At 50.8% G+C, this 26,602-nt stretch carries 21 protein-coding genes and 1 tRNA gene; 16 read left to right on the top strand and 6 right to left on the bottom strand.

The features are described from left to right. Positions 1 to 150: 150 nt before the first annotated feature. The 5 genes from mutL (at position 151) to ACXJJA_RS02105 (ending at position 6,774) form a co-directional block, all read left to right on the top strand. The gene (gene mutL / locus ACXJJA_RS02125) at positions 151 to 1,899 is read left to right on the top strand and encodes a DNA mismatch repair endonuclease MutL (protein WP_456486581.1); all 1,749 of its coding nucleotides are present in this window, start codon (positions 151 to 153) and stop codon (positions 1,897 to 1,899) included. A gap of 13 nt (positions 1,900 to 1,912) precedes the next feature. Next, positions 1,913 to 3,427 carry a methyl-coenzyme M reductase-associated protein Mmp3 gene (gene mmp3, locus ACXJJA_RS02120; RefSeq protein WP_456486580.1) on the top strand — a complete coding sequence of 505 codons (1,515 nt, stop codon included), beginning with the start codon at positions 1,913 to 1,915 and terminating at the stop codon, positions 3,425 to 3,427. Between the two features lie 89 nt (positions 3,428 to 3,516). Beyond that, the gene (atwA, locus tag ACXJJA_RS02115; protein ID WP_456486579.1) at positions 3,517 to 5,139 is read left to right on the top strand and encodes a methyl coenzyme M reductase system, component A2; all 1,623 of its coding nucleotides are present in this window, start codon (positions 3,517 to 3,519) and stop codon (positions 5,137 to 5,139) included. 187 nt (positions 5,140 to 5,326) lie between these two features. After that, a complete protein-coding gene (locus tag ACXJJA_RS02110) occupies positions 5,327 to 5,689 on the top strand; it encodes a roadblock/LC7 domain-containing protein (RefSeq protein ID WP_456486578.1) in 363 nt (120 codons plus the stop codon). Positions 5,690 to 5,745: 56 nt separating this feature from the next. Beyond that, positions 5,746 to 6,774: a DUF2226 domain-containing protein gene (locus ACXJJA_RS02105; protein WP_456486577.1), complete on the top strand. Its 1,029-nt coding sequence runs from the start codon at positions 5,746 to 5,748 to the stop codon at positions 6,772 to 6,774. Here the strand turns inward: ACXJJA_RS02105 and ACXJJA_RS02100 are convergent. Then, positions 6,771 to 6,974, bottom strand: a complete 204-nt coding sequence (locus ACXJJA_RS02100) for a hypothetical protein (RefSeq protein WP_456486576.1) — start codon at positions 6,972 to 6,974, stop codon at positions 6,771 to 6,773. The two genes, ACXJJA_RS02105 and ACXJJA_RS02100, sit on opposite strands and share 4 nt — an antisense overlap. Continuing rightward, positions 6,956 to 7,810: a cell division ATPase MinD gene (gene minD / locus ACXJJA_RS02095; RefSeq protein ID WP_456486575.1), complete on the bottom strand. Its 855-nt coding sequence runs from the start codon at positions 7,808 to 7,810 to the stop codon at positions 6,956 to 6,958. Before minD ends, ACXJJA_RS02100 begins: the two co-directional genes overlap by 19 nt. A 163-nt stretch (positions 7,811 to 7,973) precedes the next feature. Here minD and ACXJJA_RS02090 point away from each other — a divergent pair, with 163 nt between their 5' ends. Then, positions 7,974 to 8,726: an ATP-binding protein gene (locus tag ACXJJA_RS02090; RefSeq protein WP_456486574.1), complete on the top strand. Its 753-nt coding sequence runs from the start codon at positions 7,974 to 7,976 to the stop codon at positions 8,724 to 8,726. On the opposite strand, the gene ACXJJA_RS02085 is transcribed toward ACXJJA_RS02090, so the two are convergent. Beyond that, positions 8,719 to 9,093 (bottom strand): DUF5518 domain-containing protein, encoded by a 375-nt coding sequence (locus ACXJJA_RS02085; RefSeq protein WP_456486573.1) that lies wholly within the window; start codon positions 9,091 to 9,093, stop codon positions 8,719 to 8,721. The two genes, ACXJJA_RS02090 and ACXJJA_RS02085, sit on opposite strands and share 8 nt — an antisense overlap. Before the next feature lie 41 nt (positions 9,094 to 9,134). Then, a tRNA-Met gene (locus ACXJJA_RS02080) sits at positions 9,135 to 9,208 on the bottom strand. Between the two features lie 133 nt (positions 9,209 to 9,341). Here ACXJJA_RS02080 and ACXJJA_RS02075 point away from each other — a divergent pair. Further along, positions 9,342 to 9,497 (top strand): hypothetical protein, encoded by a 156-nt coding sequence (locus tag ACXJJA_RS02075; RefSeq protein WP_456486572.1) that lies wholly within the window; start codon positions 9,342 to 9,344, stop codon positions 9,495 to 9,497. 220 nt (positions 9,498 to 9,717) lie between these two features. Here ACXJJA_RS02075 and ACXJJA_RS02070 read toward each other — a convergent pair whose 3' ends face one another. Beyond that, a complete protein-coding gene (locus ACXJJA_RS02070; RefSeq protein ID WP_456486571.1) occupies positions 9,718 to 11,670 on the bottom strand; it encodes a hypothetical protein in 1,953 nt (650 codons plus the stop codon). Positions 11,671 to 11,758: 88 nt separating this feature from the next. On the opposite strand from ACXJJA_RS02070, the gene ACXJJA_RS02065 reads away from it, so the two are divergent. The 5 genes from ACXJJA_RS02065 to ACXJJA_RS02045 all read left to right on the top strand — a co-directional run bounded on the left by ACXJJA_RS02065 (position 11,759) and on the right by ACXJJA_RS02045 (position 18,304). Then, the gene (locus ACXJJA_RS02065) at positions 11,759 to 12,724 is read left to right on the top strand and encodes an archaeosine biosynthesis radical SAM protein RaSEA (RefSeq protein ID WP_456486570.1); all 966 of its coding nucleotides are present in this window, start codon (positions 11,759 to 11,761) and stop codon (positions 12,722 to 12,724) included. Between the two features lie 153 nt (positions 12,725 to 12,877). Next, positions 12,878 to 14,146, top strand: a complete 1,269-nt coding sequence (locus ACXJJA_RS02060; protein ID WP_456486569.1) for a magnesium transporter — start codon at positions 12,878 to 12,880, stop codon at positions 14,144 to 14,146. A gap of 343 nt (positions 14,147 to 14,489) precedes the next feature. Beyond that, a complete protein-coding gene (locus ACXJJA_RS02055; RefSeq protein ID WP_456486568.1) occupies positions 14,490 to 15,581 on the top strand; it encodes a DegT/DnrJ/EryC1/StrS family aminotransferase in 1,092 nt (363 codons plus the stop codon). Further along, on the top strand, positions 15,578 to 16,543 hold the full coding sequence (locus tag ACXJJA_RS02050) for a Gfo/Idh/MocA family oxidoreductase (protein ID WP_456486567.1): 966 nt from the start codon (positions 15,578 to 15,580) through the stop codon (positions 16,541 to 16,543). The genes ACXJJA_RS02055 and ACXJJA_RS02050 overlap by 4 nt, the downstream gene beginning before the upstream one ends. 348 nt (positions 16,544 to 16,891) lie before the next feature. Continuing rightward, entirely contained in the window at positions 16,892 to 18,304 is a 1,413-nt protein-coding gene (locus tag ACXJJA_RS02045; protein ID WP_456486566.1) for a hypothetical protein, read from the top strand. On the opposite strand, the gene ACXJJA_RS02040 is transcribed toward ACXJJA_RS02045, so the two are convergent. After that, positions 18,276 to 19,052: an undecaprenyl-diphosphate phosphatase gene (locus tag ACXJJA_RS02040; RefSeq protein WP_456486565.1), complete on the bottom strand. Its 777-nt coding sequence runs from the start codon at positions 19,050 to 19,052 to the stop codon at positions 18,276 to 18,278. The two genes, ACXJJA_RS02045 and ACXJJA_RS02040, sit on opposite strands and share 29 nt — an antisense overlap. Positions 19,053 to 19,170: 118 nt before the next feature. Here ACXJJA_RS02040 and ACXJJA_RS02035 point away from each other — a divergent pair, with 118 nt between their 5' ends. The 4 genes from ACXJJA_RS02035 to ACXJJA_RS02020 form a co-directional block, all read left to right on the top strand. Beyond that, the gene (locus ACXJJA_RS02035; RefSeq protein ID WP_456486564.1) at positions 19,171 to 20,796 is read left to right on the top strand and encodes an ATP-binding protein; all 1,626 of its coding nucleotides are present in this window, start codon (positions 19,171 to 19,173) and stop codon (positions 20,794 to 20,796) included. A gap of 61 nt (positions 20,797 to 20,857) precedes the next feature. After that, positions 20,858 to 22,645 (top strand): proteasome accessory factor PafA2 family protein, encoded by a 1,788-nt coding sequence (locus ACXJJA_RS02030; protein WP_456486563.1) that lies wholly within the window; start codon positions 20,858 to 20,860, stop codon positions 22,643 to 22,645. Next, positions 22,642 to 24,249, top strand: coding sequence for a proteasome accessory factor PafA2 family protein (locus ACXJJA_RS02025; protein ID WP_456486562.1), 1,608 nt, complete (start codon positions 22,642 to 22,644; stop codon positions 24,247 to 24,249). The genes ACXJJA_RS02030 and ACXJJA_RS02025 overlap by 4 nt, the downstream gene beginning before the upstream one ends. 207 nt (positions 24,250 to 24,456) lie before the next feature. Then, the coding region (locus tag ACXJJA_RS02020; protein ID WP_456486561.1) for a NosD domain-containing protein at positions 24,457 to 26,602 on the top strand (2,146 nt) is incomplete at its 3' end.

Raw genomic sequence — 26,602 nt, 5'->3', positions numbered from 1 at the left:
TAATAAGGAAAGCAATCCCGGAAGCGTTTGCGGACGGGATAGAGGGTGTGGGTTGCACCCGGTGCGATGGACAAAGGATGACATCGCACGAAGCATTTTGAGCTTTTCGGCTCAAAATGCATAACCTAGAACTTCAACGAACTGGGAGTAATGGGAGCCATCCACGTCCTCGACGAACTAACGGTGAGCAAGATAGCAGCGGGCGAGGTCGTAGAGCGCCCGGCGTCCGTCGTTAAAGAGCTTATCGAGAATTCCATAGATGCTGACAGCCGCCGCATAAGGGTCGAGGTCGAGAACGGCGGCAAGGCCCTCATAAGGGTGACGGACGACGGCGTCGGGATAAAAAGCGACGACGTCGAACTCGCCTTTGAAAGACACGCTACGAGCAAGATAAGAAAAATAGAGGATTTGGAGGATTTGCGGACGCTTGGCTTCAGGGGCGAGGCTTTGCCAAGTATCGCCGCCGTTGCAAGAGTCGAGCTGCGGACCCGCCATGAGAGCGAGGCGTTCGGCACGTATCTGCGTGTTGAAGGTGGCAGAATCAAAGAACACCGCAGGATAAGTTGGGGCGGCGGCACGAGCGTCACCGTCAGAGGTCTCTTCTTCAACGTTCCCGCAAGGCTTAAAAGCATGAAATCCGTCACCACCGAACTCCGTAACATAATAGACGTCGTTACGAATTACGCCATCATCAACCCAAAGATAAAATTCGAGCTTTTCCACGACGGCAAGCTCTCGCTCAAAACGCTCGGTAGTGGGAAAATGTTCGACATCATCGTCACAATTTTCGGCAAGACCGTCGCAAAAGAACTTTTAGAGATTTCATATTCCTCTGACGCCGTCACCGTCGAGGGCTACATAAGCAAGCCCACCGCCGAAATACTTGGAAGAACCTTTGTTTATGTTAACGGGCGTTTCGTCCGTAACGATTTAGTAGAAAGCGCCGTGCGCAGCGGCTACGGCTCGCTGCTGCCTAAAAACTCCCGTCCTTTTGCGATAATTTCGTTGAGGCTGCCGCCGAGGGACGTCAACGTGAACGTGCACCCGAGAAAAACAGAGGTGCACTTCTACAAGCCAAAAGCGATTAAGGCAGCAGTGGAAGCAGCGGTCTCGGCGACACTGCGCGAGAGCGACCTCGTCCCAAGAATAACGGCGGAAGTCGGCGGCGCCGCCGCTGCGAGAGCTGCAGCTACCACGCTTGAGCTGAAAGCTGCGGGGAGCAGAGCCGCAACGCCTAAAGGCACGCAAATGCCCCTTGAACTCGACGAGAGCGTCGAGGCGGCGCAGCACGCAGACGCCCCTCTTGACGTCCAGACGTTCCCCCTCTACCAAATTCACGATAGCTACATCATCGCACAAGGCGGGAGAGGCGACATTTTCATCATCGACCAGCACGCCGCCGCCGAGAGGATAAATTTTGAAAGGCTGCTTGAAGAGTATCGGTCAAGGAAGCTAAGGAGTCAAGAGTTGATAAGGGCTTACGTGCCGAGGCTCACGCCGCAGCAGCTCTGCATGCTTGAGGAGAATATGGAAGCGCTGCGCAAGATGGGCTTTGAGATTGAGAAGTTTGGGGAAGACTCCGTCGTGATAAGGGCGGTGCCCGCTGTCCTTCAAGTAAGAGAGGAGGAGGTAGTGAGTGTAATAGAGCGTTTGGTAGAGCATTTGAGGGAGAGCGCTGGCAAAGGCGACGTCGGCGAGAGCGAGTTTTTAAAAGCGATTTTCAGCACCGCCGCCTGCGTCTTGAGCGTCAAAGCCGGCGAGAGGCTCTCTTACTCACAGATGCGTGAAATCGTCGAGGGGCTCAAAAAAGCAAAGGTCCCCTACACCTGCCCACACGGACGTCCGACGATGCTGCGGCTCAGCTTGAAGGAGCTTGAGAAAAAGTTTAAGAGAGCGTAGCCTATTTAATTTCATGAAAGTTCTTCTGGACGGCGAGGAAGTGGAGGCAGAGCGGGGCATAACCGTCGGCGAGCTTCTGAGGAGTCTTGGGAAAAGTGTGGCGGAGGGTATGCTCGTTGCCGTGAAGCTTGGCGAGAAAGAGTTAGAAGCAAGACGCTTCGTTTTCGACACCGACAAGGGGGTCTTCGTCTGCGAGATGGATTTTAAAGGGTGGGCGCCACAGCATAAAGCATGGGAGGGCGCCGTGGTTGCCTGGGTCGAAGACAACAAAGTGGTCATAGGGCCTGTGAAGTTCGATGTGCGGATGCAGGAAACCGCTAAAGAGGTGCGGCGGAAGAAGGGGGATGTTTTCATTCTTAAGAGCAGCCCGACAGCCGAAGATGCTTTCCTTTGCATCTCGCTTTCCGAGCACAAGGGGCTCTCTTTGGTTCCTGAGGGCGTGGAAAACGGAGGTATAGGAAAGGTGGTGATGGGCTTCTCAGTCGTAAAAGAGCTAAGCAAAGGCGACAGCATAAGAACGGTAGAAGCAGAGCGGAGAACGGAGCGGGTGGTGGAGAAGATAACGCTTGGGACGGCCGTGAAGGAAAATATGAATATCCTCACGAGGTTGAGGGTGAAGCTCTCTAAGGAAGCAAAAATATCGGCGGAGGCGCTGTTTTCATACTTAAAGCTCAAAGGTGGAGTTTTCGTCGTGGACGAGGCGACACACACATATTTAAGGGCGGAGACGCCGCTGGCACTCTTTGACCTTGTGCCTGAGAACAACGAGGAATACCGGCAGCGGGGCGCCGTCTGCATAAGGAACGAGGGGGAGCGGGTGGGCTCCATATACCTATACAAGGAGGACAGGATGCCGAACTCGGCGTTAAACAATATAGGCGTCGTAGAAATGGGAACAGAACTCCTGGACGTTGCGGGCGTCGGCGATAGGATTCTCGTGGAGACCGCTCCGAAGCACGTTTTCGTCTTGGGCAAAACGCAAAAGGACGCTGCGCTCATGCTCGAAGAGTTGGGGCTCTCGCAGGAGAGAATAGGCAATACGAGCGACGATGCCATTGTAGTGGCGCAGCATCCGCATTACACTCTGGAAGCCTATGAGACGGGCGTCGTGAGGACTGAAGGCGTTCCCGCCGACAGAATAATCTACGTGGAGCTTTTCGAGAGGGAGGCGCCAAGTAGCATAGATTACTTCAAAAACGCCACAGGATTATACCGAAACTTCCCGATAGGGAAGCTTACAATCCTCGCAAGCACCGAATCTATGGTTCTTTTCAGGGGCGCCGAGAGGAAACGCGCAATAATTCCTGAGAACATGCCCACTGAGAAAGTGGAAGCAGGCACAATAGGCGTGACTAACATGAGCCGTCCCGGCTATGGCATGATAGGCATACGATTGGAGGCAAGCGACCAATACGGACCGACAGGCGAGCCCTTCGAGTCCACGAACATCATAGGAACCGTGAGAAGGGGGTTAGAAAACCTGAAAGGGAAAAAGAAGGGCGACGTGTGGTTAATAGAGATGGCATAGGCAGCTCCACTTCGCCTTCGTGAGCAAAGGAAAATATATATAATCTTAATGCATTAGGATTATCTTAACGAGCCACAAGGAGGATGCAGATGAGCGAGGAGAAGGAGGTTTTTCTGATAGTAGAAAACATAGGTATTACCTTTAAGGACGTGCCCGTCCTCGAAGGTATAAACTTCAAAGTGAAAGAGGGGCAGGGCTTCGGCATCCTCGGGAAGAGCGGTTGCGGCAAGACCGTGCTGATGAACATAATACGGGGCATCCCAGAATACAAGCCGACTACTGGGCGTATCATCTTCAGGGTCGCCGCCTGCCAGAACCCGGAGTGCCGCTGGGTCGAGCCGCCGAGCAAGAAAGGGCAGAAGTGCGAGAAGTGCGGCTCGGAGCTCAAGCTTGAGGAGGTTGATTACTGGAAGGCGCTTGAGGAGAAACAAGTCATCGGACGCCGCATCTATGACCGGATAGCGCTGATGATTCAGCGGACGTTCGCCCTGTTCGGCGAGTCGCCGGTCATCGTGAACGTGCAGGAGGCGCTTGCGGACGCCGGCGTGCCGAAGCACCTCCAGATGCCGAGGGCTATGGAGATTTTGAAGAAGGTAAAGTTGCTGCACCGAGCGACGCACATCGCACGAGACATCAGCGGCGGCGAGAAGCAGCGGACGGTCTTCGCCATGTGTCTCGCCAAGAACCCGATCTTGTTCCTTGCGGACGAGCCGACGGGCACCCTCGACCCAATAACCTCGCAGGCGGTCCACGACTGCATGCTCGACGCACAGAAAGATGGCATCACGATGCTTGTGACGTCACATTGGCCCGATGCGCTTGTTGCGACCACCTCCGAGTCAATACTGCTTGAGAAGGGCAAGCAGGTCGCCGGTCCAGGACCCTCTGCTGAGATTCGAGATAAGTTCATGGAGACTTTCGAGATGCCGCCCATCGAGCGGCGGAAGTGCGATAACCCGATTATCAAGGTTGAAAAGGCACGAAAATACTTCTACACCTACGATAGGGGCTTGATAAAGGCGGTTGATGACGTTGACCTCACAATCTACGAGGGTGAGATTTTCGGGCTCGTCGGTGTTTCCGGCAGCGGGAAGACCACGCTCTTCAAGATGATTGCCGGACTGATACAACCATCACGAGGGCGTATTCTGATAAGGCTCGAAGACGAGTGGATTGACCTGCGGGAGCTTGGACCTGAGGGCAAAGGGCGGGTCACGCCATACATAAGCATGCTGCATCAGGTCTACACGGTGCATCCGAACCTGAACGTGTATGAGAACCTCGCGGGCGCCTTGCCCTATGATCTGCCGTCGGACGTGCTTGCTGATAAGATATATGCGACGATGCGAGCCGTCGGCTTTACCGACGACGAGACAGATAAGATTCTCTACGCATACCCGGACATGTTGAGCGAAGGCGAGCGCCACCGCCTTGCATTTGCGAGAGCACTCATGACCGACCCGAAAATCGTGCTGCTTGACGAGCCAACAGGGACTGCGGACCCGTTGACGAGACTTGAAATCGTGAAGTCCATCAAGAAGGCGCGGGATACGCTCGGGCAGACTTACATCATCGTGTCGCACGACATGGACTTCATCGATATGGTCTGCGACCGCGCCGCCCTGATGCGCGTTGGGAAAATCATCGTGGAGGGCGACCCTTCCGAGGTCGTGAAAGTGATGCAAGAGGTCGAGACCCCTCTCGGCATTTAACCCTTTTCTTCATTTTTCTTAATTCTACCCCCACGAATCTTGGACGAATTTGAGCATTCTATACCTTTTTTTCAAAATAAATAGCAGATATTTGAAATAAATTAACTCATATCTGAAACTTAACTTGCAACATAGGCAAAGGTTATTATACGCCTTCGGCAAACGAATTGTCGGGGGTGGTTTCAAGGTGCCTATAGACAGAATACTAAGCGACATGCTGCGGCGAATAGATGGGGCAATAGCTATCGGCATTATCGGATATGATGGCATTATTGTGGAGCATGTCACTAATGACCCAAGCTTCAACCCCGAAGTCGCAGCCGCCGAAGCTAACACGTCGTTGATTACTGCAAAGAAAACCATGGAGAACTTCGGCGGTGGGAATGTCATTGATATCCTCATAACTGCAGAACGTGTCATGTTTTATCTGCGCCCTCTGAACAAAGATTATTGGTTGGGAGTATCCCTTGACCCCAATAAAGCAAACCTTGGAAAGCTCAGATTAGAAGTTAAAAAGGCAGTGCCCATGCTTCAGAGAGAAATTTCATGATGACTCCCTCCTCCCTTCTCTTTTTCTTTTTTGACTCTTTTTAAAAGGCGAAGAGCATGGAATTGCCCACTGGAGAATTTGTGCGGCGAGATATGAATTTAGAAGAGTTAGAACTCAAAAATGTGATACAAGAGTTAAGTAGGGAGAAGTTTGACGGTTATATCAGAATTTCCATATTTATTAGCCCTGGGATGTATAAGGACCGTTATTTACTCTTCGAAAGGGGCAGGCTGATAGGCTGCGAGGTGGACGCCGAAGATGGGACTAAATACGGGGAAGCGGCGTTAGAAAGTATATTCGATTTTGAAGGGAAGAAGGGCTACGTGGACATAGCTCGTCTTGAAAAGCTGGAGTTGGAGGCTGCGAAGGAATGGAACAAAAATGCTATCTTAAAAGAGAGCAAGCGGCTTTTTGGCGATATAAGCGTGTTCGAGCTTATGGCGAGTCCCGACAAGGATGTTTACGTTAAGGGCGAGCAACTTGCCCTCAAGGTTGAAATAGATGCAGAAGCAGATGGCGTTTTCGACGTTTCTGTGAGGTTTGAGACTGAAGGTGAGAGTGTTGAGTTCGAAGACAAATTGGAGGTCAAGCGGGAGCATGCCGAAAAAGAGTTCAGAATACCTATAAAATCCGCAGGGACTGGTAGGATTTCAGTAAGTGCGCACCCTACGGGCTTAGAGGAGAAGAGAAAGGTTGTGGAGCGAAGTGTCATAATAAAAGCCGACGAGGGAATCAACGAGAGCATAAAACGCATTAAAGCCCTCACGGAGGATGTGAAAAAATTGAAGGAAAGAATAAAAATGGATATAAAAGAGAGAATAATCGCAGAGGGGCTCTCGCATCTTGTAATCGAAGAAGAAGTAAGGAACTTCATTGAAGAAATGATAAAGGAGCTGGAAAAGCAATATAAGATGAAAATCCGCAGTTTTGTCGTCAATGTGGACGGGAAAAAGGCAAAAATCTCGTTGGAATACTCACCGAGAGCATTCAGACGTGTGCCTGCGTCGAAAATAGAAGCAATGGTCGCTGCGGAGGTAAGTGAAAAATTCGGGCTTGACGTGGAAATCAAAGCGAAACGCATCTAACGGAATGCATTCAACCTTTTAAGCCTTTTCAGCTCATCGATGCTCCTTAGCAGCTTGCGCGCCTCCTCGTCTGAAAATTCAGTCCTTGACTTTATCCTGCTGATCTCCATAGTAAGGAGTCGTATTTTCACATACATCACTGAGATGATGATAAGGGAGATGGCAAGTGCTATGCCGAGCATCACTTCCATGGCGCCCACTTCCTCACCCCCACAAGAGGCAACTTTCTCGCCTTTTTCACCTCAGCCTTCTTCATCTCGTCGCCGAAAACCGCTTTTATCAGCTTATTTATGAAACCCTCTTTCTTCGTGAGCTCTTCTTCTTCCGGCACGTATTCGCCGGCGAGTTTCGCTGCTATCCTCTTGAAAGAGCGGGCTGCTGGCGCCTCTGGGTTCCAAAGGACCAACGGTATTTTCATGGCTGCTGCCTTCCTGACATTTATATCCTCAGGGATTGTTTCTATAATCTTGACTTCGAGCAATTCGCTTATCTTGTCCCTCGTAAGCTCTATTTTCTCCCCGACCACCTTGTTCAGTATGGCATTCTCCACACGGCTCCCGACCATTTCAGCGACGGCTTTCGTCTTCAGCGCATCCACGATTGAAGGAATCTCTGGATTCACGACGAGGATGACCTCATCCGCAAGCGAAAGGGGCACGATTACTTCCTTACTCAGCCCCGCCGCCGCATCTATTATCACGAAATCATATTTCCCAAGGAGGTCGCTCATCACATGCTTTAAATGCTCAGGATTCGCCTTCTGAAAGCCTTTTATGGAAATGCCGCCGGGCACGATGTCCACGCCGCCCGGTCCTGTATATATTGCGTCGTCTATCTCCGCATCGCCCGCTAGGACGTCATGTAAAGTTCTCCTGTGCCCTCCGAAGTCCACGAGGAGCTCTAGATTCGCCATACTGACGTCACAGTCCATGACCAGTGTTTTATTGCCGAGCATCGCAAGAGCAGTCCCAATGTTAAGCGCTAAAGTCGTTTTTCCTGTTCCACCCTTACCAGACGCTATCGTATAGACCCTCACGCTTTTTCAATTTGTTTGTGCTGATATAAAATAACCCAAAACGGCAAGTTTTCTGAAAAAAATTGCTCATTCTACTTCAAAACATCTGTAAGGATGGCATCGCTAATGCAATTAAAGTTGATGAAGTAAAAGTTTTTAACGAGCTCTGCGAACGATATTAGGAATGACGAAGGGCGAGATAATAGCGGTAACAGGCAAAGGAGGAACAGGAAAGACGTTAATCTCGACGTTGCTCATAAAATTTCTGTCGGAGCGTGAGCGAATATTGGCGATAGATGCGGACCCGGCGACGAGCTTGCCGAGCGCGCTCGGCGTGCGTGTTCAGAAGACGCTCGGTGACGTCCGTGAGGAGATAGCGGCGCCGAGTCGGATTCCGGGTGCGGACTTACCTATAGATGTGCTCCTCGAACACAAGATAGACGAGATAATGGTGCGGACGCCTCGTTTCTCGCTAATCGCAATGGGGCGTTCTGAGGGTCCGGGTTGTTACTGCCTGATTAATGACATGCTCCGCCACTTCATAGACAAGCTCTCAGGACGCTTCTCGAAGGTCGTGGTGGATTGCGAGGCGGGACTCGAACATCTTAGCAGAAGAACCGTCCGTGATGTAAGCACGCTGCTCGTGGTGAGCGACCCGACCATCCGGGGTCTCGAGACCGCAAAGTCCATAAAAAACATAGCTGAAAAGCTTCAGATAAAATTTGACAGAATTTGCCTCGTGTTAAATAAAGTAACGAGCGAGCTGGACGCACTTGAGGGGAAAATAAAGGACACAGGATTGGAGCTTGTGGGGACCATTCCTGAAGACGAGGTGGTGAAAGAGTTCGACTTTGTGGGGAAGCCCTTGATAGAGCTACCCGACGATTCCAAGGTCGTGGCTGCGGTTTGTGATATTGTAAACGCTTGTTTTAGATGAGCTCTTTTTTCTTCAAATAGCCGCCGATGGCACCGCCGATGAGGCACAGGATTGCGGTCAGCAGCAAAAGCAGCAGCCACCATATAAACCGCAGTATTACGACGACAATGGCAAGGAGCCACATTATGGCTGTGATGAAGCTACCTCTGAGCACATCTATGGCGTCGCCGAACAGCGCTAGGAGTAGTATCGCAAAGATGCCGACGAAGAATCCAATTTTTGCACCTCGGGAAATGCTGTCGCCCGCGACGAGTCCTGCGACGAGCCCCGCAAGCACCGCCCCAAGTATGGGGATAAATCCAAGGAATACCATGACGAGAAGCCCTGTTATCACCGCAAGCACAAAGCGCTTCGTGCTCTCCTCCATGGACATGCATGGGGGCGTCAGAAATATAAGTCTATCGGGGATGCCGGGGGCGGGCTTCGAACCCGCGACCTCCCGATTATGAGTCGGGCGCCCTCACCCACTAGGCCACCCCGGCTCAATACTAATTACGCATCTTAATATTTTCTTCCATACCTTTAAGCTCCTTTTTCTGAGATTCTCTTTCTGGCTCCTCAAGAGCGTGAGCGAAAATTATTTATTTATTCATTTGAGATTTTTCACTGATAAAAATGAACTTATGGCCGTTGGTCGCCGGGCTTTTTAGCGTAATAGTCTTAGCGCCACTGCTGCATTCATTTACGCTATATCCGCTGGACGAGTGGTTCGCCGTGATTTTTGGCGCTGCATTCCTTTGGTGGGGCTACGTCATTGGCTCTTTTCAGTGAACCACTATCGGTTAAATCGATGGCATCTCTTATAGCTCGCTGTGAGGGATAGGGCCGTTCACAGCAGCCTTGCCCCACGGGATATGCCTAAAACCTGAAGGACCTGCTCAAAAAATATTACGGGTGGTATGAGGCGGTATAGTGACGTAGCTGTTGAGCGAGTCATCGAGCGTGCGGGATTCGAAAGCGATATCTTAACGTAGGGCGCTTCTCAAGGATGTTATACATTGAATATCCCGTACAGGTAGCATGCTTGGGTGAGCCTACTTACCCAAGTATGGGGCAGCGTGAGCCTATCCGTCGGCCAATACATGTAGCCACCGATGGTAGTAGAGACCCAGCCACACCAGCGCCTTTTCATCATCAAATGCGAAAGCAGCCACCCGATATATGTGCATATTCTCACCCCAAGCTCACAGCCATTGGTGAGGAAGCCGTGCGCCGGGTGTATGGGGCGGCACTCCCAACGTCCCCGGTAAGCGTAGTCGTAGTCCTGCTCCATGAAGGGATATCCGTGTTCATTCCTGATCAGGCGGTATTGCAGCGGATACGGAACGTGGTGGCGGACTAATCTCGGCAGTTCCTTCCACTCGCCCATGCCCCACACCGGAATTGGAGTCTTAAAGACCATGGCGTTGGGGAAGTTGCGGTGGTAGCGCCCCCGGGACTCTCTGCAGAGCAGCTCGCTCAGGACTCCAGGCCACGTCACCCTGCCAAGCCCGAAGGCTTTTTCATGCTTGAGCAATCTTGCAAAGTCGACACGCCGCCACTTCCGCAGGAAAATGTGCCCTAACATGTTCTCCCTGCCGGGGCAGCCCCGCCGCTCCTGAAAGTTCTCGTACTCTATGAACCGCAGCCGCTCTCCCAGCTCTGGGTGTTCGATTGTTGGGATATATAATTCTTCCAGCACCTTCTGAATCTCTGGCTTATCCCGGAATGCGCCTTCATTGTAATACGGCAGGCAATCAATCCCGTATTTCATGGCGGTATTTAAAATCCACTTTTTCCTCTTTTTCCAGCGCCGCCGTAGCTCTCGCATCCTCGGAGTCTTGTCTATCTGCTTCAACGCCCGCTTCGTCGGTCTGTATACCTCTTTGAGCCATTTAACCCCCTTCTCGTTCTCAGCCCTTATACGCTCCTTATAAAGCTTTTTGAGCGCCTTCTTTAGCTCTTTCAGCTTCTTTAGTTCTTCCTTATACTCCTCCACGCTTTTCAGCGGCACACGCTCCTTGTCGAACATGTAAGGATAAGTATGCCAGCGCCGCGCTTTGTAAAGCACACGGAATGGGTCTTCTATCACTTTTGGCTCCTCAATGTGGTCGATGCGCTCCTTAGCCTTCGGGTCATCCTTCAGCCGCTTTACCTCTTGAATTAGGAGCCAGACCGGGCGATGCTTGTATTTGCGCCACCGTATTTCGATCGGGAAGTGCCTGAAGAACTTCCAGTCTATTTTCACTTTTTTGAGCTCCGCCTTCTTCGCATTGAGGAGCGTCGGACGCTTCGCAACCCGAATGTTCGCCTTCAGCTTCTTAATATCCTTTTTCAGCCAGTACAACTCCTCCCAGAGCAGGATGATGCTGGGGTCGTAGAACGGACGCTGCTTCGCGATGACGCCGAGCCCGGCGAGGTGCCCGAGAACCCTCGGACCGACGCCGAAAGCCTTGTTGCTGAAGTAGCTGGAGCCCAAGTGGTCGAAAAGGGCGGTATAGTCGAAGGTCGAGTTGAGAAGGTTCTCCATCCGCCACTTCGTCGGACAATACGCATTCTCGGTGAAGTGGTAAAAGTAATCGCAATTCTTGTTGTAATATGCAATTACCGGATATACAGGTTCAGTAATCCTCGCCGGATATATGCCCAGGGGATGCACTGTGAACATCACGCCGCCGTGCAGCCACCCAAAAGTAACCGTAACGACTCCATTTTCCCCAGAGCAGAATCTTAGGTTAACAAGCTTGGCTAAGCGGTCCGCCCCGTCGAGCACCTGCGACAGACTCTGCTCCTCAATGTCAACCTGCCCCTGCCGCATGAGCATTTCGGCGGCTTCGCCGGCGACGGCGAGCGGCGTGTAGTATTCCTTGCCCTGTGCCTCGGCATCGGCGATGCGATGCCGCATCGTGTCTAAAATTTCGTTATATGTTTCAACAGCCACGGATAATGCGTCCTTCTTTTCCATCCATCGCCCTTTAATCATGATAATTTATTAATTTTTCGCATTGCTTCGTGACGGCGGCATTGATTAAATGCCAAACAAAAATAATCTGATGAGTTTACCAACGAACTTCTGGGCGGAACGGGACTTCTTTGACGGTAGAGCAGCACGTTCCTTCGTCGTCGTCCTGCGGACGACGGGCTGTCGCTGGCGTCGCTGCACGATGTGCGGCTACTGGCAGGAAAGTGGCACGCCACAGCCGCCAGAAGCCTTGGTTAAACAGTTCGAATTCGCAATTCACAAGCTGAAAGGACGCTGTGCGGAGTCTCCAGAAATCTTGAAGATTTACACCTCTGGCAGCTTCTTTGACGACGACGAACTTCCCTCAGCAGTGCGACTTGAAATTTTGAAAAAGGCAGCAGAGCTTGGCGTGCAGAAAGTGGTTGTGGAGAGTCGTCCCGAGTTCATCACGTCTGAGCGGGTGGGCGAGTGTGTTGAGCGTTTTGCGGGCTTGGAGGTCGCCATCGGGCTTGAAACCTCCGACGATTTCGTAAGAGAAAAGTTCATAAACAAAGGCTTTAGCTTTAAAGACTTCCTGCGGGCGGCGAAAGTTGTTAAAAGCGAAGAAGCGTGCCTCCGCACATACCTCCTGATGAAGCCGCCGTTTCTCACGGAGCATGCGGCACTGGAGGACGTTGTGCGGTCTGCGAGAGCCGTCACCTTTTCGGACGTGCTTTCTCTGAACTTGTGCAACGTGCAACGCAACACGTTTCTTGAAAAATTGTGGTGGGAGCGCCACTACCGCCCGCCGTGGCTCTGGAGCGCTGTGGAGGCTCTGAAGCGGATAAAAGAGTTTTACGAGGGCGTTTTGATTTCTGACCCGGTGGGTGCCGGCTCGCAGCGAGGGGCGCATAATTGCGGACGCTGTGACAAGAAAGTGGCGGCTGCCATCCGCCGTTTTTCCGTGACGCAGGACCTTAACGTCTTCGCTGAGATGACGTGCGACTGCGTAGAACAGTGGCTGAAGATTTTAGAGCTAGAAGAGTTTGTTTTTGGCGTCATTACCGATCACGACTGACGAGGTTTAACATGAGACGTGTTGCAAGACGTGGGACGAAACGTTTATATAGGATGAGCGCTCATAGGAGAGAGCCTGAGATGGTCGCTAAGAGCATCTGCGGGGGATTAGAGGCGTTGGGGACTTCGACGACGCCAAGGGGGCGTGCTACGCATGAAAGTGGTCTTACCCAGCAAGGTGCATTTCGAGAGGGTAAACATAAGCGTCTTAAGGGCTTTAGGTGCGATTTTAAACTTCTTCTACGAATTTTCAGATGTTTTTAAGCAAGGAACCTTTCCGCTTGTTCTCTGCTCTCTCGGCGACCTTCTCGCCGGCGTTTCTCTGGGCTTCATGATGGACATGTTACGACTTCTCCCCGGTCTCATGATATTAATACCGCCTGCGATAGACATGCGTGGGAACGTCTATGGCGCCCTCGGCTCCCGCTTAGGCACGGCGATGCACATCGGGGTGTTCACACCGAGTTTGCGAGAGGGCATCCTCCGCAAGAACTTGCAGGTATCGTTGCTCATCACGCTGCTGATGTCGGTCGTCCTCGGCCTCCTTGCAAGGGCTGTAGCCGTGCTTTTCGGGTTTAGAAGCATAAGTGTAGCAGCGTTTGTTGTAATCTCTGTCATCGGTGGTGTAATTTCAGGCGTCGTTCTCCTTTTCGTCGTCATTGCCCTTTCTATACTCGGTTATCGACGCAACTGGGACTTTGATAATGTCTCGGCTCCGCTTGTTACGGCAGTCGGCGACGTCGTGACACTCCCGTCATTATACGTGGCAGCCTTGTTCACACTTTTACTTCCCGAAGGGGTGGTTTTAGCGCTTTTCATAATCTTTGTGGCACTCGCTGCGGCTTGTGCGTTTTGCGGGCTGGACGCCGACGACAGGGACGTTCGACGAATCTTCAGGGAGAGTGTGCCGATACTTTTCGTTGCAGGGCTGCTGAGCGCGTTCGCGGGCGTTACGATAGAGTCTCGTCTTGAGAGTTTCTTAGCGTTACCTGCCCTTCTTATCATGATTCCCCCGTTCCTCGCAGAGAGCGGTGCGCTTTCAGGAATCTTAGCGGCTCGCATTTCTTCCATGCTGCACATCGGCACCGCAAGCCCGAAGCCCCTCCCCGAAAAGGGCATTTTGAAAAACTTCATCGTCATTTACATATTTGCGGTGGGCGTGTTCTCGCTGGTCGGTGTGTCGGCATGGGCGGCAAGCCTCGCTCTCGGTCTTGCGGCGGCGCCCCCGCTCGTAAAAATAGCGACGGTAACGCTTTTCGGCGGGCTGCTTTGCACAACCTTCTTGAACTTTTTCACGTATTACGTGGCAGTCGCTGCCTTCGCCTTCAGGCTTGACCCTGACAATGAGTGCATTCCTATCATCACGAGCATGATGGACGTAGTTGGCGTCCTTTGCATCCTACTTGCTGTGCTCTTGTTATAACGATGCGTCTATCGTGGGCAGCAAACCGAGGAGAACGGTAACAAATTAAAGCGATGCTCGACTCATCCTTCTGCACTCGAAATTATTACCGCTAACAAACGATTTTAAGCGAACTGCAAATATTTTTTCATTGTTGATATTTTTCAGGTATTGGTTAATACGTGAATGGCTTTGGAAAAATAAGTTTCAATAATATGAAAGTTACGATAAGGGGATTTGCGTTGAATTTGGCGATTACCGCAAGATTTTACGTAAAAATAACTTTTTAGAGGTCTCCGAAAGTTATTTATACCCCTAAGATATGGTTTTTTCTAGACATTGACCAGTATCAAGCGCGATTGATATGATACGGATATCAAAACCAATAATTGAGGAGGACGAGATAAACGCCGCGGTTGAGGTGTTAAAAACAGGCTACCTTGCTCAAGGGAAAAAAGTTGAAGAGTTCGAGGAGCGGTTTGCGGAGTTTATCGGCGTCGAGCATGCCGTCGCCGTGAGTTCCGGGACCGCCGCTCTGCATATAGCGCTCCTGGCGCACGGCATAGGCGAGGGCGACGAGGTCATTACCACGCCGTTCTCCTTCATCGCAACCGCAAATTCGATCCTCCTCACGGGCGCAAAGCCCGTATTCGCAGACATCAACGAGAATGATTTCAACATAAATCCTGATGCCGTCTTAAATAAAATCACTCACAGAACGAAAGCAATAATGCCCGTCCATTTATACGGGCATCCTGCGGACATGAAGGCGTTGGTGGAGATAGCGGAGGACCACAATCTTCTAATCGTGGAGGATGCGTGCCAGGCGCACGGTGCGGAGTTCAGTGGGAAGAAAGTCGGCTCTTTCGGGGCGGGCTGTTTTAGCTTTTATGCTACGAAGAACATGACCACCGGGGAAGGCGGCATGATTACGACGAACGATAAAATTATTGCGGAATATGCAAGGATGCTAAGGTCGCACGGCTCAAGGCAGAGATATTTCCACGAACTTCTAGGCTTCAACATGCGCATGACCGATGTGAGTGCCGCGATAGGAATTGTCCAGCTCGCAAAGCTCCCTGCCATGACGAGGCGGCGGCAGGAGAACGCAGAATACTTAACGAATTGCATAAAAAACGTGGAGGGCGTGGTCCCGCCATCGGTCAAAAGAGGCTGCACGCACGTCTTCCATCAATACACGATAAGAGTGGTTAATACTGAAATCAGTCGTGACGCCGTCGTAAAGGAGTTACGAGAGAAAGGCATCGGCGCCGAGATATACTATCCAATACCCATACACAAGCAGCCCCTTTACCAGGACCTGGGTTACGATGAGACCTTGCCCGTTGCGGAGCGATTGGCTAAAGAAGTTATTTCTCTCCCCATTCATCCGGCTGTTTCTAAAGAGGAGCTGAAGCAGTGCGCAACAGCGCTTAGGGAGGTGATTTACGGATGAGAGTTGGAGTCATAGGCGTGGGGAAGATGGGCGTTCACCACGCTCGTATTTACAGCCAGATGGAAGGTGTCGAGCTTGTGGGCGTGGCGGACGTTGATGAAGAGAAAGCATCAGAGGTCGCGAAATTGTATGATACTAAAGCTTTTACCGACTGCGACGAGCTTCTTAAGTGCGTTGATGCTGTGAGCATAGCAGTGCCGACGACGCAGCACGAGGAAGTGGCAATAGCCGCAATAGAGCACGGGGTGCACTGTCTCATCGAGAAACCTATTGCTCACACATTGAAGAGCGCCCGAAATATCGTGGACGCAGCAAGGGGTGCGGGCGTGAAAATAATGATTGGGCACGTTGAACGCTTTAATCCGGCGGTCATCGCCCTTAAAGGGGAAATAGACGCCGGAAAGCTCGGCAATGTCGTTTCAATATCGAGCAAAAGGGTGGGCCCGCACCCGCCGAGAATAAGGGATGTTGGCGTGATAATAGACCTTGCTGTGCACGACATAGATGTGATATCGTTTTTATATGGGAAGAACGTTAGAGACGTGTCTGCGATAGCTGGCAACGGGATGCATTCGCATGAGGATTATGCTTCCATACTGCTCGGTTACGAAGGCAACAAGGCGGGGCTTGTGGACACAAACTGGCTGACGCCTCACAAGGTGAGGGTGCTCGTCGCTGTCGGCGTCAAAGGCGTTGCGTATATGGACTATATTGCGCAAACGCTTGAAATTCACAGAAGAGATTTCGTAGAGGACGTTTTTGTGGAGAAAAGAGAGCCTTTAAGGAGCGAGCTGGAGTATTTCTTGAGAGGAATTGTGCACAACGAAGAACTCAGCCCATCCGGGGAGGAGGGCATCCACGCCCTTGCAGTAGCCCTTGCGGCGGTGAAGTCGTGCAAGGCGAGAAGAACAGTTGTCGTGGACGAGAATCTGCTCAAAGATGCTCATTTGGACGAGTTTTGACCCGCGGGTAGTAGCAACGGGACCACGACATACAAGGGTGGAGAACTGAAACTCAAATAGTCTTTTTCATATTGTTCAGCCCAATATTCTTCCAGCATTTCCCAATCTTTGCCATCTATTATGCTCATCCACTGAAATTTCAACTCAGCACCTTAAATATGTTTTTGTAGTCCGAAAAATATTCGCAGATGATTGAAATTTAAATTTCAAATAATTGCCAAATGATTTCATTCAACCCTGGGGGTGCCCTTGAAAGTTATCAGGGAATTTTTCTGAAGGAAAGAATTATTTCCTCTATGGAAACGACTAAATACTTGTTTACGAACATAACTGACGGGGAGGAGGGCATTGAGGCTAAAGAAAAACTTTGCCACGGTCATCTTCGCAGTCATGGTGTTTGTCATGGTTTTGCCTCTCGTTTCGAGCCCGAAAGCTCCAATCGCCGACGAGTATGCATATTCCATAAACGGTTCAGGCAACGTGGAACGGCTCTCTTACATCGCCGAACGGTATGGGATGTGGATAAAGGGAGCGTATGTCAAAATATTCAGCAGAGGCTCGGGAAACGGCGTCAACGGGGCTTTCCTAAACGTGGAAATTAGCGACGCCGACGGCGTCACGAGGGTGTTTTCCGACTGGAATAACTCGGCGGGCATAATCATATCCCAGAAAGGGTCCGCCATGGAAATAAACGCTGAGAGCGTAGTGTTGAACGTAAAAGACCATACACGGCTGATACTGGACATAAAAAGATTTAACGAGACTTATCCGGGGCTAAGGATGAAGATAAAAGGGACGGCGGACGGCCTTGCGCTCTCGGACTCGAAGCTGGTCATTGTGAGCGCGACATTGGTAAGCGGTGATTTTAGGAGGACGTTCACGCCAAAGATCCTAAGAGAGGATGTGCATTATAAATTCGAGCCTGTCGTGGTAACGACGGACGAAAATGGCGTTGAGAAGGTGGAATTTGTAGAGGGAGATGCCGTGTATGTGAAAGCGACGGGCTTGCTGCCGAACACCGATTATAGAACTTGGATACAACCATCCCCGGTAGCAGAAGGGAACGTTTTGGTCCCTCATAACGACCCCTCGGGCGTTCATGAGCTTGTGGTTTCTGACGAGTTCGGGAACGTCTCGCACATTTTGATATGGAGGAATGCAACCGCTAACGACAATGTTACGGGGTTTTGCGTGATTTTCGACGAGGTAGGTGCTGGTGAAGGCATTTTCAATTTCGAAAATGACGGCGTTGGGAATTTTTCAGTAGTGGAAATGGCGGAGCCGCAGCATAAGGGGCACATCAGACGGCACCACCACTCCTCTTCCCCGCCTTCGCAGCCGTTGTCGCCACTTGTGAGGTCTTGCGATGCCACGAGGCATGAAAAAGACGTGTTCAACGTGTCTGAAAGCCTATATTGCTACGTCAAATACTTGCCTGCGAACACCACAGTTCGTATATACGTTGTGGATAAGGACTGGCGGAGTAGAGCTGCTCTGAAGGACGTTTCAGGCGGCGTCGAGGTTGTGCGTGTTGATGACGAGGGGAGTGCGTTTGCTAAGATATGGAATGCGACGCTGACGCCCGGCGAGTATAGCATAGTCGTGGATATAAACGACAACGGCGAGTGGGACGACGGCGAGCCTGTGGATGACGACGTTTATATACGGGATTTTTCAATTTCAGAATTCCCAACAATTATTTTGCCCCTATTATTGATATTTTCCCTCATTTTTACAAGCCGAAGGCAGGCGCAACGATAATAATGGTCACCACGCCTAAAAATACGCAAAATATTGAAAAGTTGACTTTTTTGGCAAGTTTCAGGAGAGCGTCCATCGTTAAGTAGCCCATGGCGAAAGAGGTGAGTAGCATTACTAAGCCGTTTTGGAAGAATACGAAGTTGCCGGAGAGCGCTTCTAAGGTCACGGCGCCGAGGACTGCGGGGACGCTTATCAAAAATGATACGATGAGTGCTTGTCCCTGTTCGACGCCGCTGAGCAGGAGGTATGTGATGGTCGTCCCGGAGCGGGACACCCCGGGCAATATCGCAAGGCCTTGGAAGAGTCCGAGAAAGAAAGCCTCTTTGCCGCTCAAATCTTCGGCTTTTTTCAGCCCGTATGCCGTTTTTGCGGCTCTGAGCAGGAGCCCGGTGGCGATGAGCATCAGTCCTATGAGCAAGGAGACCATGTCGCCACTCTTGAAGTTTTTTACGAAGAAAAATAAAGGCACAGCGGTGACGCCTGTGGAGAGCGTAGCCAGAATCACGAGTTTTGAGAGCTTCGCCGTGGGGTTCAGCACCATGTGCAGAAATTCACGACGAAACCTTAACAAAACGGCGAACATCGTCCCGAGATGCAAGAATATTGCAAGAGAAAAAGCTTCGCTCACGCTTATGGAGAGATATTTAAGCATGAGGAGCATAGATTGCCCCTCGCTGCTCACGGGGAGCCATTCTAATACGCCTTGAACAGCGCCGAGGATCGCAGCCTGCCGTGCGTCTATCGCCATCTGTTGCTTGCCCCCTTAATAAACGCTCGCCTCCTTAATAAGATGGATATGATAAAAAAAAGAGCGGTCAGCGACAATCTTATAAAAGGAAATACAATAGATTTAAGGGAGAAAAGATATGGCAAGGGATGAATATGTCCCCCGATATGAGTATGAGCGGTTAGAGAGCGAGTACCGGAGGTTATTGAGGAGATACGAGGAGCTGGAGACCTACAAGGAGGAACTGGAGCGTCTGGTGTCGAAGGCTAAGGCACCGCCGCTCGACATAGGGTTTATAGTTGAGAAGCTTGAGGACGGTGCCGTCGTGAATATAAACGGAGCGTTAAAAGTCTTGCCCTACGGTTTGCTCTCCGACGAGGAGGTGCGAAACCTCAGGGAGGGGCAATATGTTTTCATAGGGCACATCCCGGACAAGAAAAGCCCGACGGGCTTTACAGTCGGCATAACCCGGGCTTACAACAAGATGGTGGACCTCATCGTCGGCGAGGTTGAGGAGATACGGTGTGAGGGGGACGAGTGGATTAGTGAGATTTCGACGGGACGAGGGCAAAACAAGATATACAAGAAGCTTTCGGAGGAAGAGAAGAAGGCGCTAAAAGAGGGCATGAAGGTTGGGATGATACCGATGACCTTTGACATAAAGAGGCGTTACGTGACGAGGGAATTTTCAAAATACGAGGTTACAAAAAGCCCAGGCGTAAGTTTTAATGACATTGGGGGCTTGAGGGAAGTTAAGAAGGAGCTTATAAGGAGCATAATACTACCAATGTTCAATCCTGATGATTATTCCAAATATGGGGAGCATTCCCGTCGCATTTTGATGTATGGGCCGCCGGGCTGTGGGAAGACGATGTGTGCGAAGGCGCTTGCGACGGCGCTGCCGAACTGCGAGTTCGTGAAGGTCGGCGCCGGCGAGCTTTTCAGCATGTGGCTCGGCGAATCCGAGCGGAATGTGAGATTAGTCTTTAAGACGGCGAACGAGAAGCTTGAGAGCGGTGAGAACGACTATGGCGTCATTTTCTTCGATGAGATAGATGCGCTGGCGCAGGAGCGAGGCATGTATGTTGGCTCCTCAGGGGCGCCCGAGCGTGTTACCGGGCAGCTCCTTGATATCCTCGAAGGCTTCTACGACTTGCACCCACACCTCACGGTTATCGGGGCGACAAACCGTCTTCACCTTATAGATTCAGCGCTACGCTCCCGCTTCGACAAGATAATAGAGGTGCCGAAGCCGGATAAGGAGGCGGCGTTCTCCATCGCTAGGATATATGCGAGGAAGGTGCCCATGGATGCTTTGCTGGTGGAGGAGCTCGGTGATGTAGCTGCAGCCCAGAACTATCTCGTCGAAGAGATTGTTGATTACATGTATACGGACGACATTGTTGAGACAGAGATCGGGACCATACGGCGTCGTGATTCCGTCACAGGGCGGTTTATCGCGCAGATGTTCTATTATGCGAGGGACAGAGCGCTTGAGGAACGAACGATATTCATGCTGAAGAAGGGGATTGTTGGGAGGACAGACATCGCTGAGATATGGGTGCGGGAAGGGCTTGACGGAGTTCTTGACGTAGAAGAGCGAGCGCTGGAGCTGAGCAAGAAATATAGGTCGCCATCGGAGATAGGGGTGACGCTGGAGCACCTGAAGGAGGGCTTCAACAGATTCCTGAAGCGGCGTGCAGAAGAGATGATAGCAGCGGGCTACCACAAGAAGTTAGAAGAGGATACAGGCATGCATTTCTGAGCGACGTGATGCGACGACGCTAACGGCACTGAAGCGGATTAACGTAATTGAGGGGAGCTTTATGGATAATTTTAACCGGTGGCAAGGAATAGAGCATGAGTTCCGAGTTGGTATAAATACAGAAGCTACTGAGCTCTACAGGTATGCAAGATATTACCACGTTGACGAGATAATTCGGTCCTTGGAAGAATACAAATTCTTCGACGACATTTCAGCCATCTGCTCGAAGCTGCAGCGGCGTAACGACGGATTTCTGCGGAACGGCGCCCGCATCTACGTGTGCACAGGTGGGCATCTTGAGATTGCGACGCCCGAATGCAGGAACGCTTTTGAAGTTCTCAAATACGATAAGGCGTCAGAAATATACATGCAGCTCGGCGCCGAGCTTGCGAGCGAGCGATATCGGGAGCGTTTCGGGAAGAGAAGCGGCGATGATGTGTATATACAATGCTGGAAGGCGAACGTTGAGATTGACAAGAGGTATAGTCGGGGCACGCACGAGTCCTACATGGTGGAGCGGCGGAGGTTTGCTGGGAAAGAGGGGCTCTTCATTCCGTATCTGGTGCTGCGTAAGGTCTTCTGCGGCGCTGGCGGCTATATCCTTGACAGCAGCGGCGTCCGTTACGTGATTTCGCCGAAGGCGGTAGTCGCTCGCAGGGTGATGACGGAGTCGCCGTCGCAATGGCCGATACTCTCGACGAGAGACGAGCCGTTGACGTCGAAGGATAAAATGCGAGTGCACGTGACGAGCGGTGAAGGATTGCGCTCGGAAGTTACGAGGCTGTTGAACAATGCAATCACGACCTACATCATAGATGCAATTGAGAACGGCATCATAAGGGAGGTGCCTGACATCTGGAACCCGCTTCAGACGTTCAAGGAAATTTCGCAGAACATCAACGGTGACTGGAAGATAAGATTGGCAAACGGCGACAGGATAAAGGTGATGGATTACCTCAATCACTATTATATAGATGCAATAGAGGAGCTTTTTGAGGAGCGTGAGACTGATTATTGGGACGAGTATGCGCTGAAGACTTTTAAGCGGGTGTGCGAGAAGCTGAACCAAGGTCTGCTCGAAGACCCGTATCTGGTGCGGCGGATAGAGTGGATAATGAAGCTTTGGGTGGTCGAGCACGAGATTGATGACTTTGAGTATTCAGGGAGGCATCTGCGTTCCGAGTATTATATGATAGATGATGAGACGGAGAAGAAAATAGCGGCGAGCTTTGCGTTCACGAATCTTTGTGAGTATGACCTTTATGAGAAGGTGGCGGACCGCATAGGCGTCGAACGCATTTTAACGGAAGAAGACATTGCCGAGGCTTTGTTGTTCCCGCCGAAGAACTCGAGGGCGGAGCTGAGAGTGCGGCTGGCGCAGGAGTTCAAGAACGCCACGATAAGCTGGAATAAGATAACGATAACAAAGGAGCCGAAGATAAGGATAGACGTGAGGCGTCCGGGCGAGGATGAATATTCGCAGCTGTTTTCGAGGTATCCGGAGCTTGCGAGGATGCCAAGCGTCGTCGTTGTTTTCTTAGGGGAGCGGCGGCGTAGCAGCGGTGCCAGAGAAGTGCTCGTGAGGCTGCTTGCGGAGGAGGAGGACGTGCGGCACTGGGAGGAGCGGATAAGCCGGGAAATAAGGGAGAGGATAAGCAGGAATCCTTATTTGGATTACTTGTTATATTCAGGCAGCCGAACGTATAGATTTGACGAACTTGATGGTTGGAATGAGGAGAGCATCAAGGGCAAGATAGAGGAGATAAAGAGGGAGGAAGCTGAAGCTGAGGCGGAGAACAACGAAGAGGACGACGAGGGCTGCAGAATCACGAGGCTACCACGCAGATGAGCGGCGTCGTGGAGAGTAAGATCAGGGGCATAGAGCAGGAGTATCCATTGAGCGCGGCGGTGCCTTTTAACCCTTCACTACTCGTAAGCGCTGCGATACAGGGACTGAAGCGAGTTAATTTCTCTCGAATTGTAAATTGGGACATTTCTGCTGAGGTGACACAAGAGGAGCACGAGCGCACTATAGTTTCGTCGTTTGCGAGGAATGGCTGCCGTATCTACGATGATTTGGGACATCTGGAGATTTCTACGCCTTCCTACAACGCCCCCTTAGACGCTCTGGCTTACGAGCGGGCTTCTGAGATTTATGCGTTCGTAGGCGCAAGGGAAGCAAGTTTCTCGCTGAAAAAGAAAGTTTCAGTGCACAAAAACAACGTTGCCAACTTCTTCGCCGAGAGGCGTGGCATAGTCACGAACACGTATGCGACGCACGGGAACACGCTCACGCTCAGAGCTGCATGCAAGGATTGGAGACGTGTTGAAAGGGCGTTAATCCCGTGGTTCGTCGCTCGCATAGTGTTCTGCGGCGGCGGCGACGTCGTCGCTGCAAATATTACGAGGCAGAGCCTCGATGAGGAGATAAGCGGCGTGAAGTTCGTGATCTCGCCACGAGCGATGTTCGTGACGCAACGTTCTTCGCTTTCGACGACGGCGAGCAGGGGAATTCTGAACACGAGGGACCAGCCGCATGCCGCTCGCAAATACTGGCGGCTCCATGACATCCATTACGAGGCATTGCGGTGCGAGTATGCGATAATAATGAGGGACGTGACGCAGACGATGGTCATGCGGGCTTTCGAGCTGGGGCTGCTCGACGACGCCCCGCAACTCGAAGACCCCGTCGCTGCGATTAAGAAAATTTCTGTGGATACTCAGTCCTGCGAGTGGAAGCTGCGGCTGGAGAATGGAGAAACGACGGACGCCGTAGAGATTCTGGATTTCTACCTTGAGCGTGTCGAGCGTATGTATGAAGAAGGCGAAGAGAAGGGCTTCTGGGACGAATTTGGGCTGAAACATATGAAAAAGTTATTTGAAAGGCTTAATGAGCGGCGGCTTGAAGCTTACGTTGATGGGATTGATTGGGTGACGAAGCTTGCGTTTCTCGTGAATTACGAGCCTAAGAAGGCTGAGGAGGGCATTAGCATTTGTAACCATTATGCGTTGCTTGACGAAAAGGTGCTGTTTTACGTGCAGAAAGGTGCGATTCCCGACGCTCTCATGAGCGGCGCCGCCGACGACTCCATTTTCGACCCGGAGGACTCGCTGGCGTTCGCCTCGAAGGAGATGCGCGAAATAAATTTTGAGGAAATGCGGCGGCGAGTGACGGCGGCGCTTTCAAACCCTCCAGAGAGCACCCGTGACTTCTTCAGAGCGAACGTCATGAAAGCGTTTCCGTCGCAGGTTTTAAGCGTGAGCTGGGCGACGCTCTCCCTCAGCGCTGGAAGCGTAACGCTCGACGAGCCTTTCATGCTGAACAGGGAGGAATTGGAGGAATTAGGGGTAAGCTTCTCCGAACTCGACGCAGAAAACGACAGCAAGGAGACATTGCGGGCGCTGCTGCAGCGGGTCAAGTCCGTTTATGCGGAGAAAGTGCAGGGCTTGTGAGGCACGAAGCGAAGCCGCCACTTACGATTTACTGCCGCAGGGCATCGGGAAGCCCGTGAGCGAGACCGAAAAGAATTTAAGGAGGGGAAGCCCTTAGTGAGGGGGGTGTGTGGACAAGAGAAGGTTAAATATCAGAGGTGAGTTGCCGTTTGCGGCGGGGAGAGGCACGGCTTGGCGTGAAAAATAAGAAGAAAAGAGGGGTTTGGGATGAGAGGGGATGCTAAACATCTGGTATTTGGTGTTTGCATAGCCTTTGTGCTACTTAGTGCTTTCGGGGGTGTGGCGTCTGCAAAGACGATATATGTGCCTGACGATTACGGAAGTATTCAGCAGGCTGTTCATAGCGCAAGCGATGGTGATACTATCATCGTAAGAGATGGAACTTACTATGAGAATATTTTTGTGGACAGGCAATTAACTATTAGGTCTGAAAATGGGTCTGATTCAACGATTGTTCAGGCTGCAAATTCAAATAAACCTGTGTTTAAGGTGACGGCAGATTATGTGAGTATAAGTGGGTTTACGATTAAAGGTGCAACTGCTGGAATATATCTCCGGGAAAATTCCCATTGCGAGATCACCGGTAATAACATATTGAACAACAATGACGGCATCTACTTGTATAATTCTTACTATAATAAAATAACGAACAACAATGTAAATTCAAACCATGATGGCATTCTCCTGATTCTTTCGGGTATTAATGACATAATAAATAACACCATAAATTCAAATAACGATGACGGTATCGTTGTGTTAGGTTCGTGTAGTAATAATATAATAAATAACACCATAAATATGAACAATGACGACGCCATTTATTTGAGCTATGTCTGTATTCCTCTTTCTGGGTGTTTTGCATCAGTTGAAAACAGAATAACGAAGAACATGGTGAACTCAAACAACGGCGATGGTATCCACTTGGCGATTCCGGGCACGGACGACGAGTCTCACAATTACATCTATCTAAATAACTTCATAAATAACACTAATAATGTTTATTCTTATGCTTCAGTTGACATCTGGAACTCAATATCAAAAATAACTTACATCTACAAAGGCAGTAAATACACTAATTACTTAGGCAACTACTGGAGCGATTACACTGGAAGCGATGCCGATGGGGATGGGATTGGCGATACGCCTTACGCAATTGATGGAGATGCAGACAACTACCCGCTGATGCAGCCATGGGAGAATTACGAGACAACTAAAAGAACCTTGGTAGTAAATCAAACGGATGCCTGCACAAACGGAGATCTCTACTTCTCAACGATTAGTGATGCTGTAACGAACGCAAATGACAATGACACCATAATCGTCTGCCCCGGAACATACAACGAAAACGTTGATGTAGACAAATCCGTGGAGATCCGCTCATACTCGCAGAATACTTCAGATACTGTTGTAAAAGCTTCCAATCCCAATGACCACGTCTTCTATGTAACGGCAGATAACGTTTACATAAGCGGCTTCACCGTGACCGGGGCTACCGGCTCTGGTAAAGCTGGAATTTACCTCTATAAATCGAATAACTGTAGAATAGAGAATGTAAACGCCTCGAACAACATATATGGGATCTACTTTGGCTATTCCAGCAACAACACCATAGCGAACAACACCGCCTCGAACAACATCGAAGGAATCTACCTCCGCAAGTCCAGCAACAACATCCTTGTGAACAACACCGTAAGCTCGAATAACGATGATGGAATCGCTCTTGGCTATTCCAGCAACAACACCATAGCGAACAACACCGTAAGCTCGAACAAATGTAATGGATTCTTCCTCTGGGATTCCAGCAGCAACAATATCATAGCGAACAACACCGCCTCGAACAACTGGTATGGAATCTACCTCGAATCTTCTAGCAACAACATCATCTACCTCAACAACTTCATCGACAATACAGATCAAGTCGAATCTTACTCTTCAACAAACATCTGGAACTCAACCGAACAAATAACTTACACATACGACGGAAAACAGCATACGAATTACTTAGGCAACTACTGGAGCGATTACACCGGAAGTGATGCGGATGGAGACTGGATAGGCGATGCTCCTTACATCATAGATGGAGATAAAGACAATTATCCGTTGGTGGAAAGGTTTGAGCATTACATTGGAGTAACTCCAGCTCCAAACCAACCACCAATTGCTAATTTCACATACTACCCAGAAAAACCCGTTGTAAATCAATCAGTAACATTTGACGCATCCTCTTCTTACGACCCCGACGGCACGATCGTTTCTTACGAGTGGGACTTCGGGGATGGGACAACCGCTTCAGGAGTGGTGGTGACGCACGCGTATTCAGCGGCGGGGAGCTACACGGTGACGCTGACCGTCA

It is taken from the genome of Candidatus Alkanophaga liquidiphilum (assembly GCF_053996935.1).
This window is presented reverse-complemented; position numbering and strand designations above follow the sequence as displayed.

Excerpts from the sequence above, each read along its gene's own strand:
- ACXJJA_RS02050 (WP_456486567.1), top strand. The coding sequence starts at position 15,578 with ATGAGAGTTGGAGTCATAGGCGTGGGGAAGATGGGCGTTCACCACGCT.
- mmp3 (WP_456486580.1), top strand. The coding sequence starts at position 1,913 with ATGAAAGTTCTTCTGGACGGCGAGGAAGTGGAGGCAGAGCGGGGCATA.
- ACXJJA_RS02055 (WP_456486568.1), top strand. The coding sequence starts at position 14,490 with ATGATACGGATATCAAAACCAATAATTGAGGAGGACGAGATAAACGCC.
- mutL (WP_456486581.1), top strand. The coding sequence starts at position 151 with ATGGGAGCCATCCACGTCCTCGACGAACTAACGGTGAGCAAGATAGCA.
- ACXJJA_RS02075 (WP_456486572.1), top strand. The coding sequence starts at position 9,342 with ATGAACTTATGGCCGTTGGTCGCCGGGCTTTTTAGCGTAATAGTCTTA.
- ACXJJA_RS02030 (WP_456486563.1), top strand. The coding sequence starts at position 20,858 with ATGGATAATTTTAACCGGTGGCAAGGAATAGAGCATGAGTTCCGAGTT.
- ACXJJA_RS02105 (WP_456486577.1), top strand. The coding sequence starts at position 5,746 with ATGGAATTGCCCACTGGAGAATTTGTGCGGCGAGATATGAATTTAGAA.
- ACXJJA_RS02070 (WP_456486571.1), bottom strand. The coding sequence starts at position 11,670 with ATGGAAAAGAAGGACGCATTATCCGTGGCTGTTGAAACATATAACGAA.
- atwA (WP_456486579.1), top strand. The coding sequence starts at position 3,517 with ATGAGCGAGGAGAAGGAGGTTTTTCTGATAGTAGAAAACATAGGTATT.
- ACXJJA_RS02035 (WP_456486564.1), top strand. The coding sequence starts at position 19,171 with ATGGCAAGGGATGAATATGTCCCCCGATATGAGTATGAGCGGTTAGAG.
- ACXJJA_RS02060 (WP_456486569.1), top strand. The coding sequence starts at position 12,878 with ATGAAAGTGGTCTTACCCAGCAAGGTGCATTTCGAGAGGGTAAACATA.
- ACXJJA_RS02040 (WP_456486565.1), bottom strand. The coding sequence starts at position 19,052 with ATGGCGATAGACGCACGGCAGGCTGCGATCCTCGGCGCTGTTCAAGGC.
- ACXJJA_RS02065 (WP_456486570.1), top strand. The coding sequence starts at position 11,759 with ATGAGTTTACCAACGAACTTCTGGGCGGAACGGGACTTCTTTGACGGT.
- ACXJJA_RS02085 (WP_456486573.1), bottom strand. The coding sequence starts at position 9,093 with ATGGAGGAGAGCACGAAGCGCTTTGTGCTTGCGGTGATAACAGGGCTT.
- ACXJJA_RS02090 (WP_456486574.1), top strand. The coding sequence starts at position 7,974 with ATGACGAAGGGCGAGATAATAGCGGTAACAGGCAAAGGAGGAACAGGA.
- ACXJJA_RS02025 (WP_456486562.1), top strand. The coding sequence starts at position 22,642 with ATGAGCGGCGTCGTGGAGAGTAAGATCAGGGGCATAGAGCAGGAGTAT.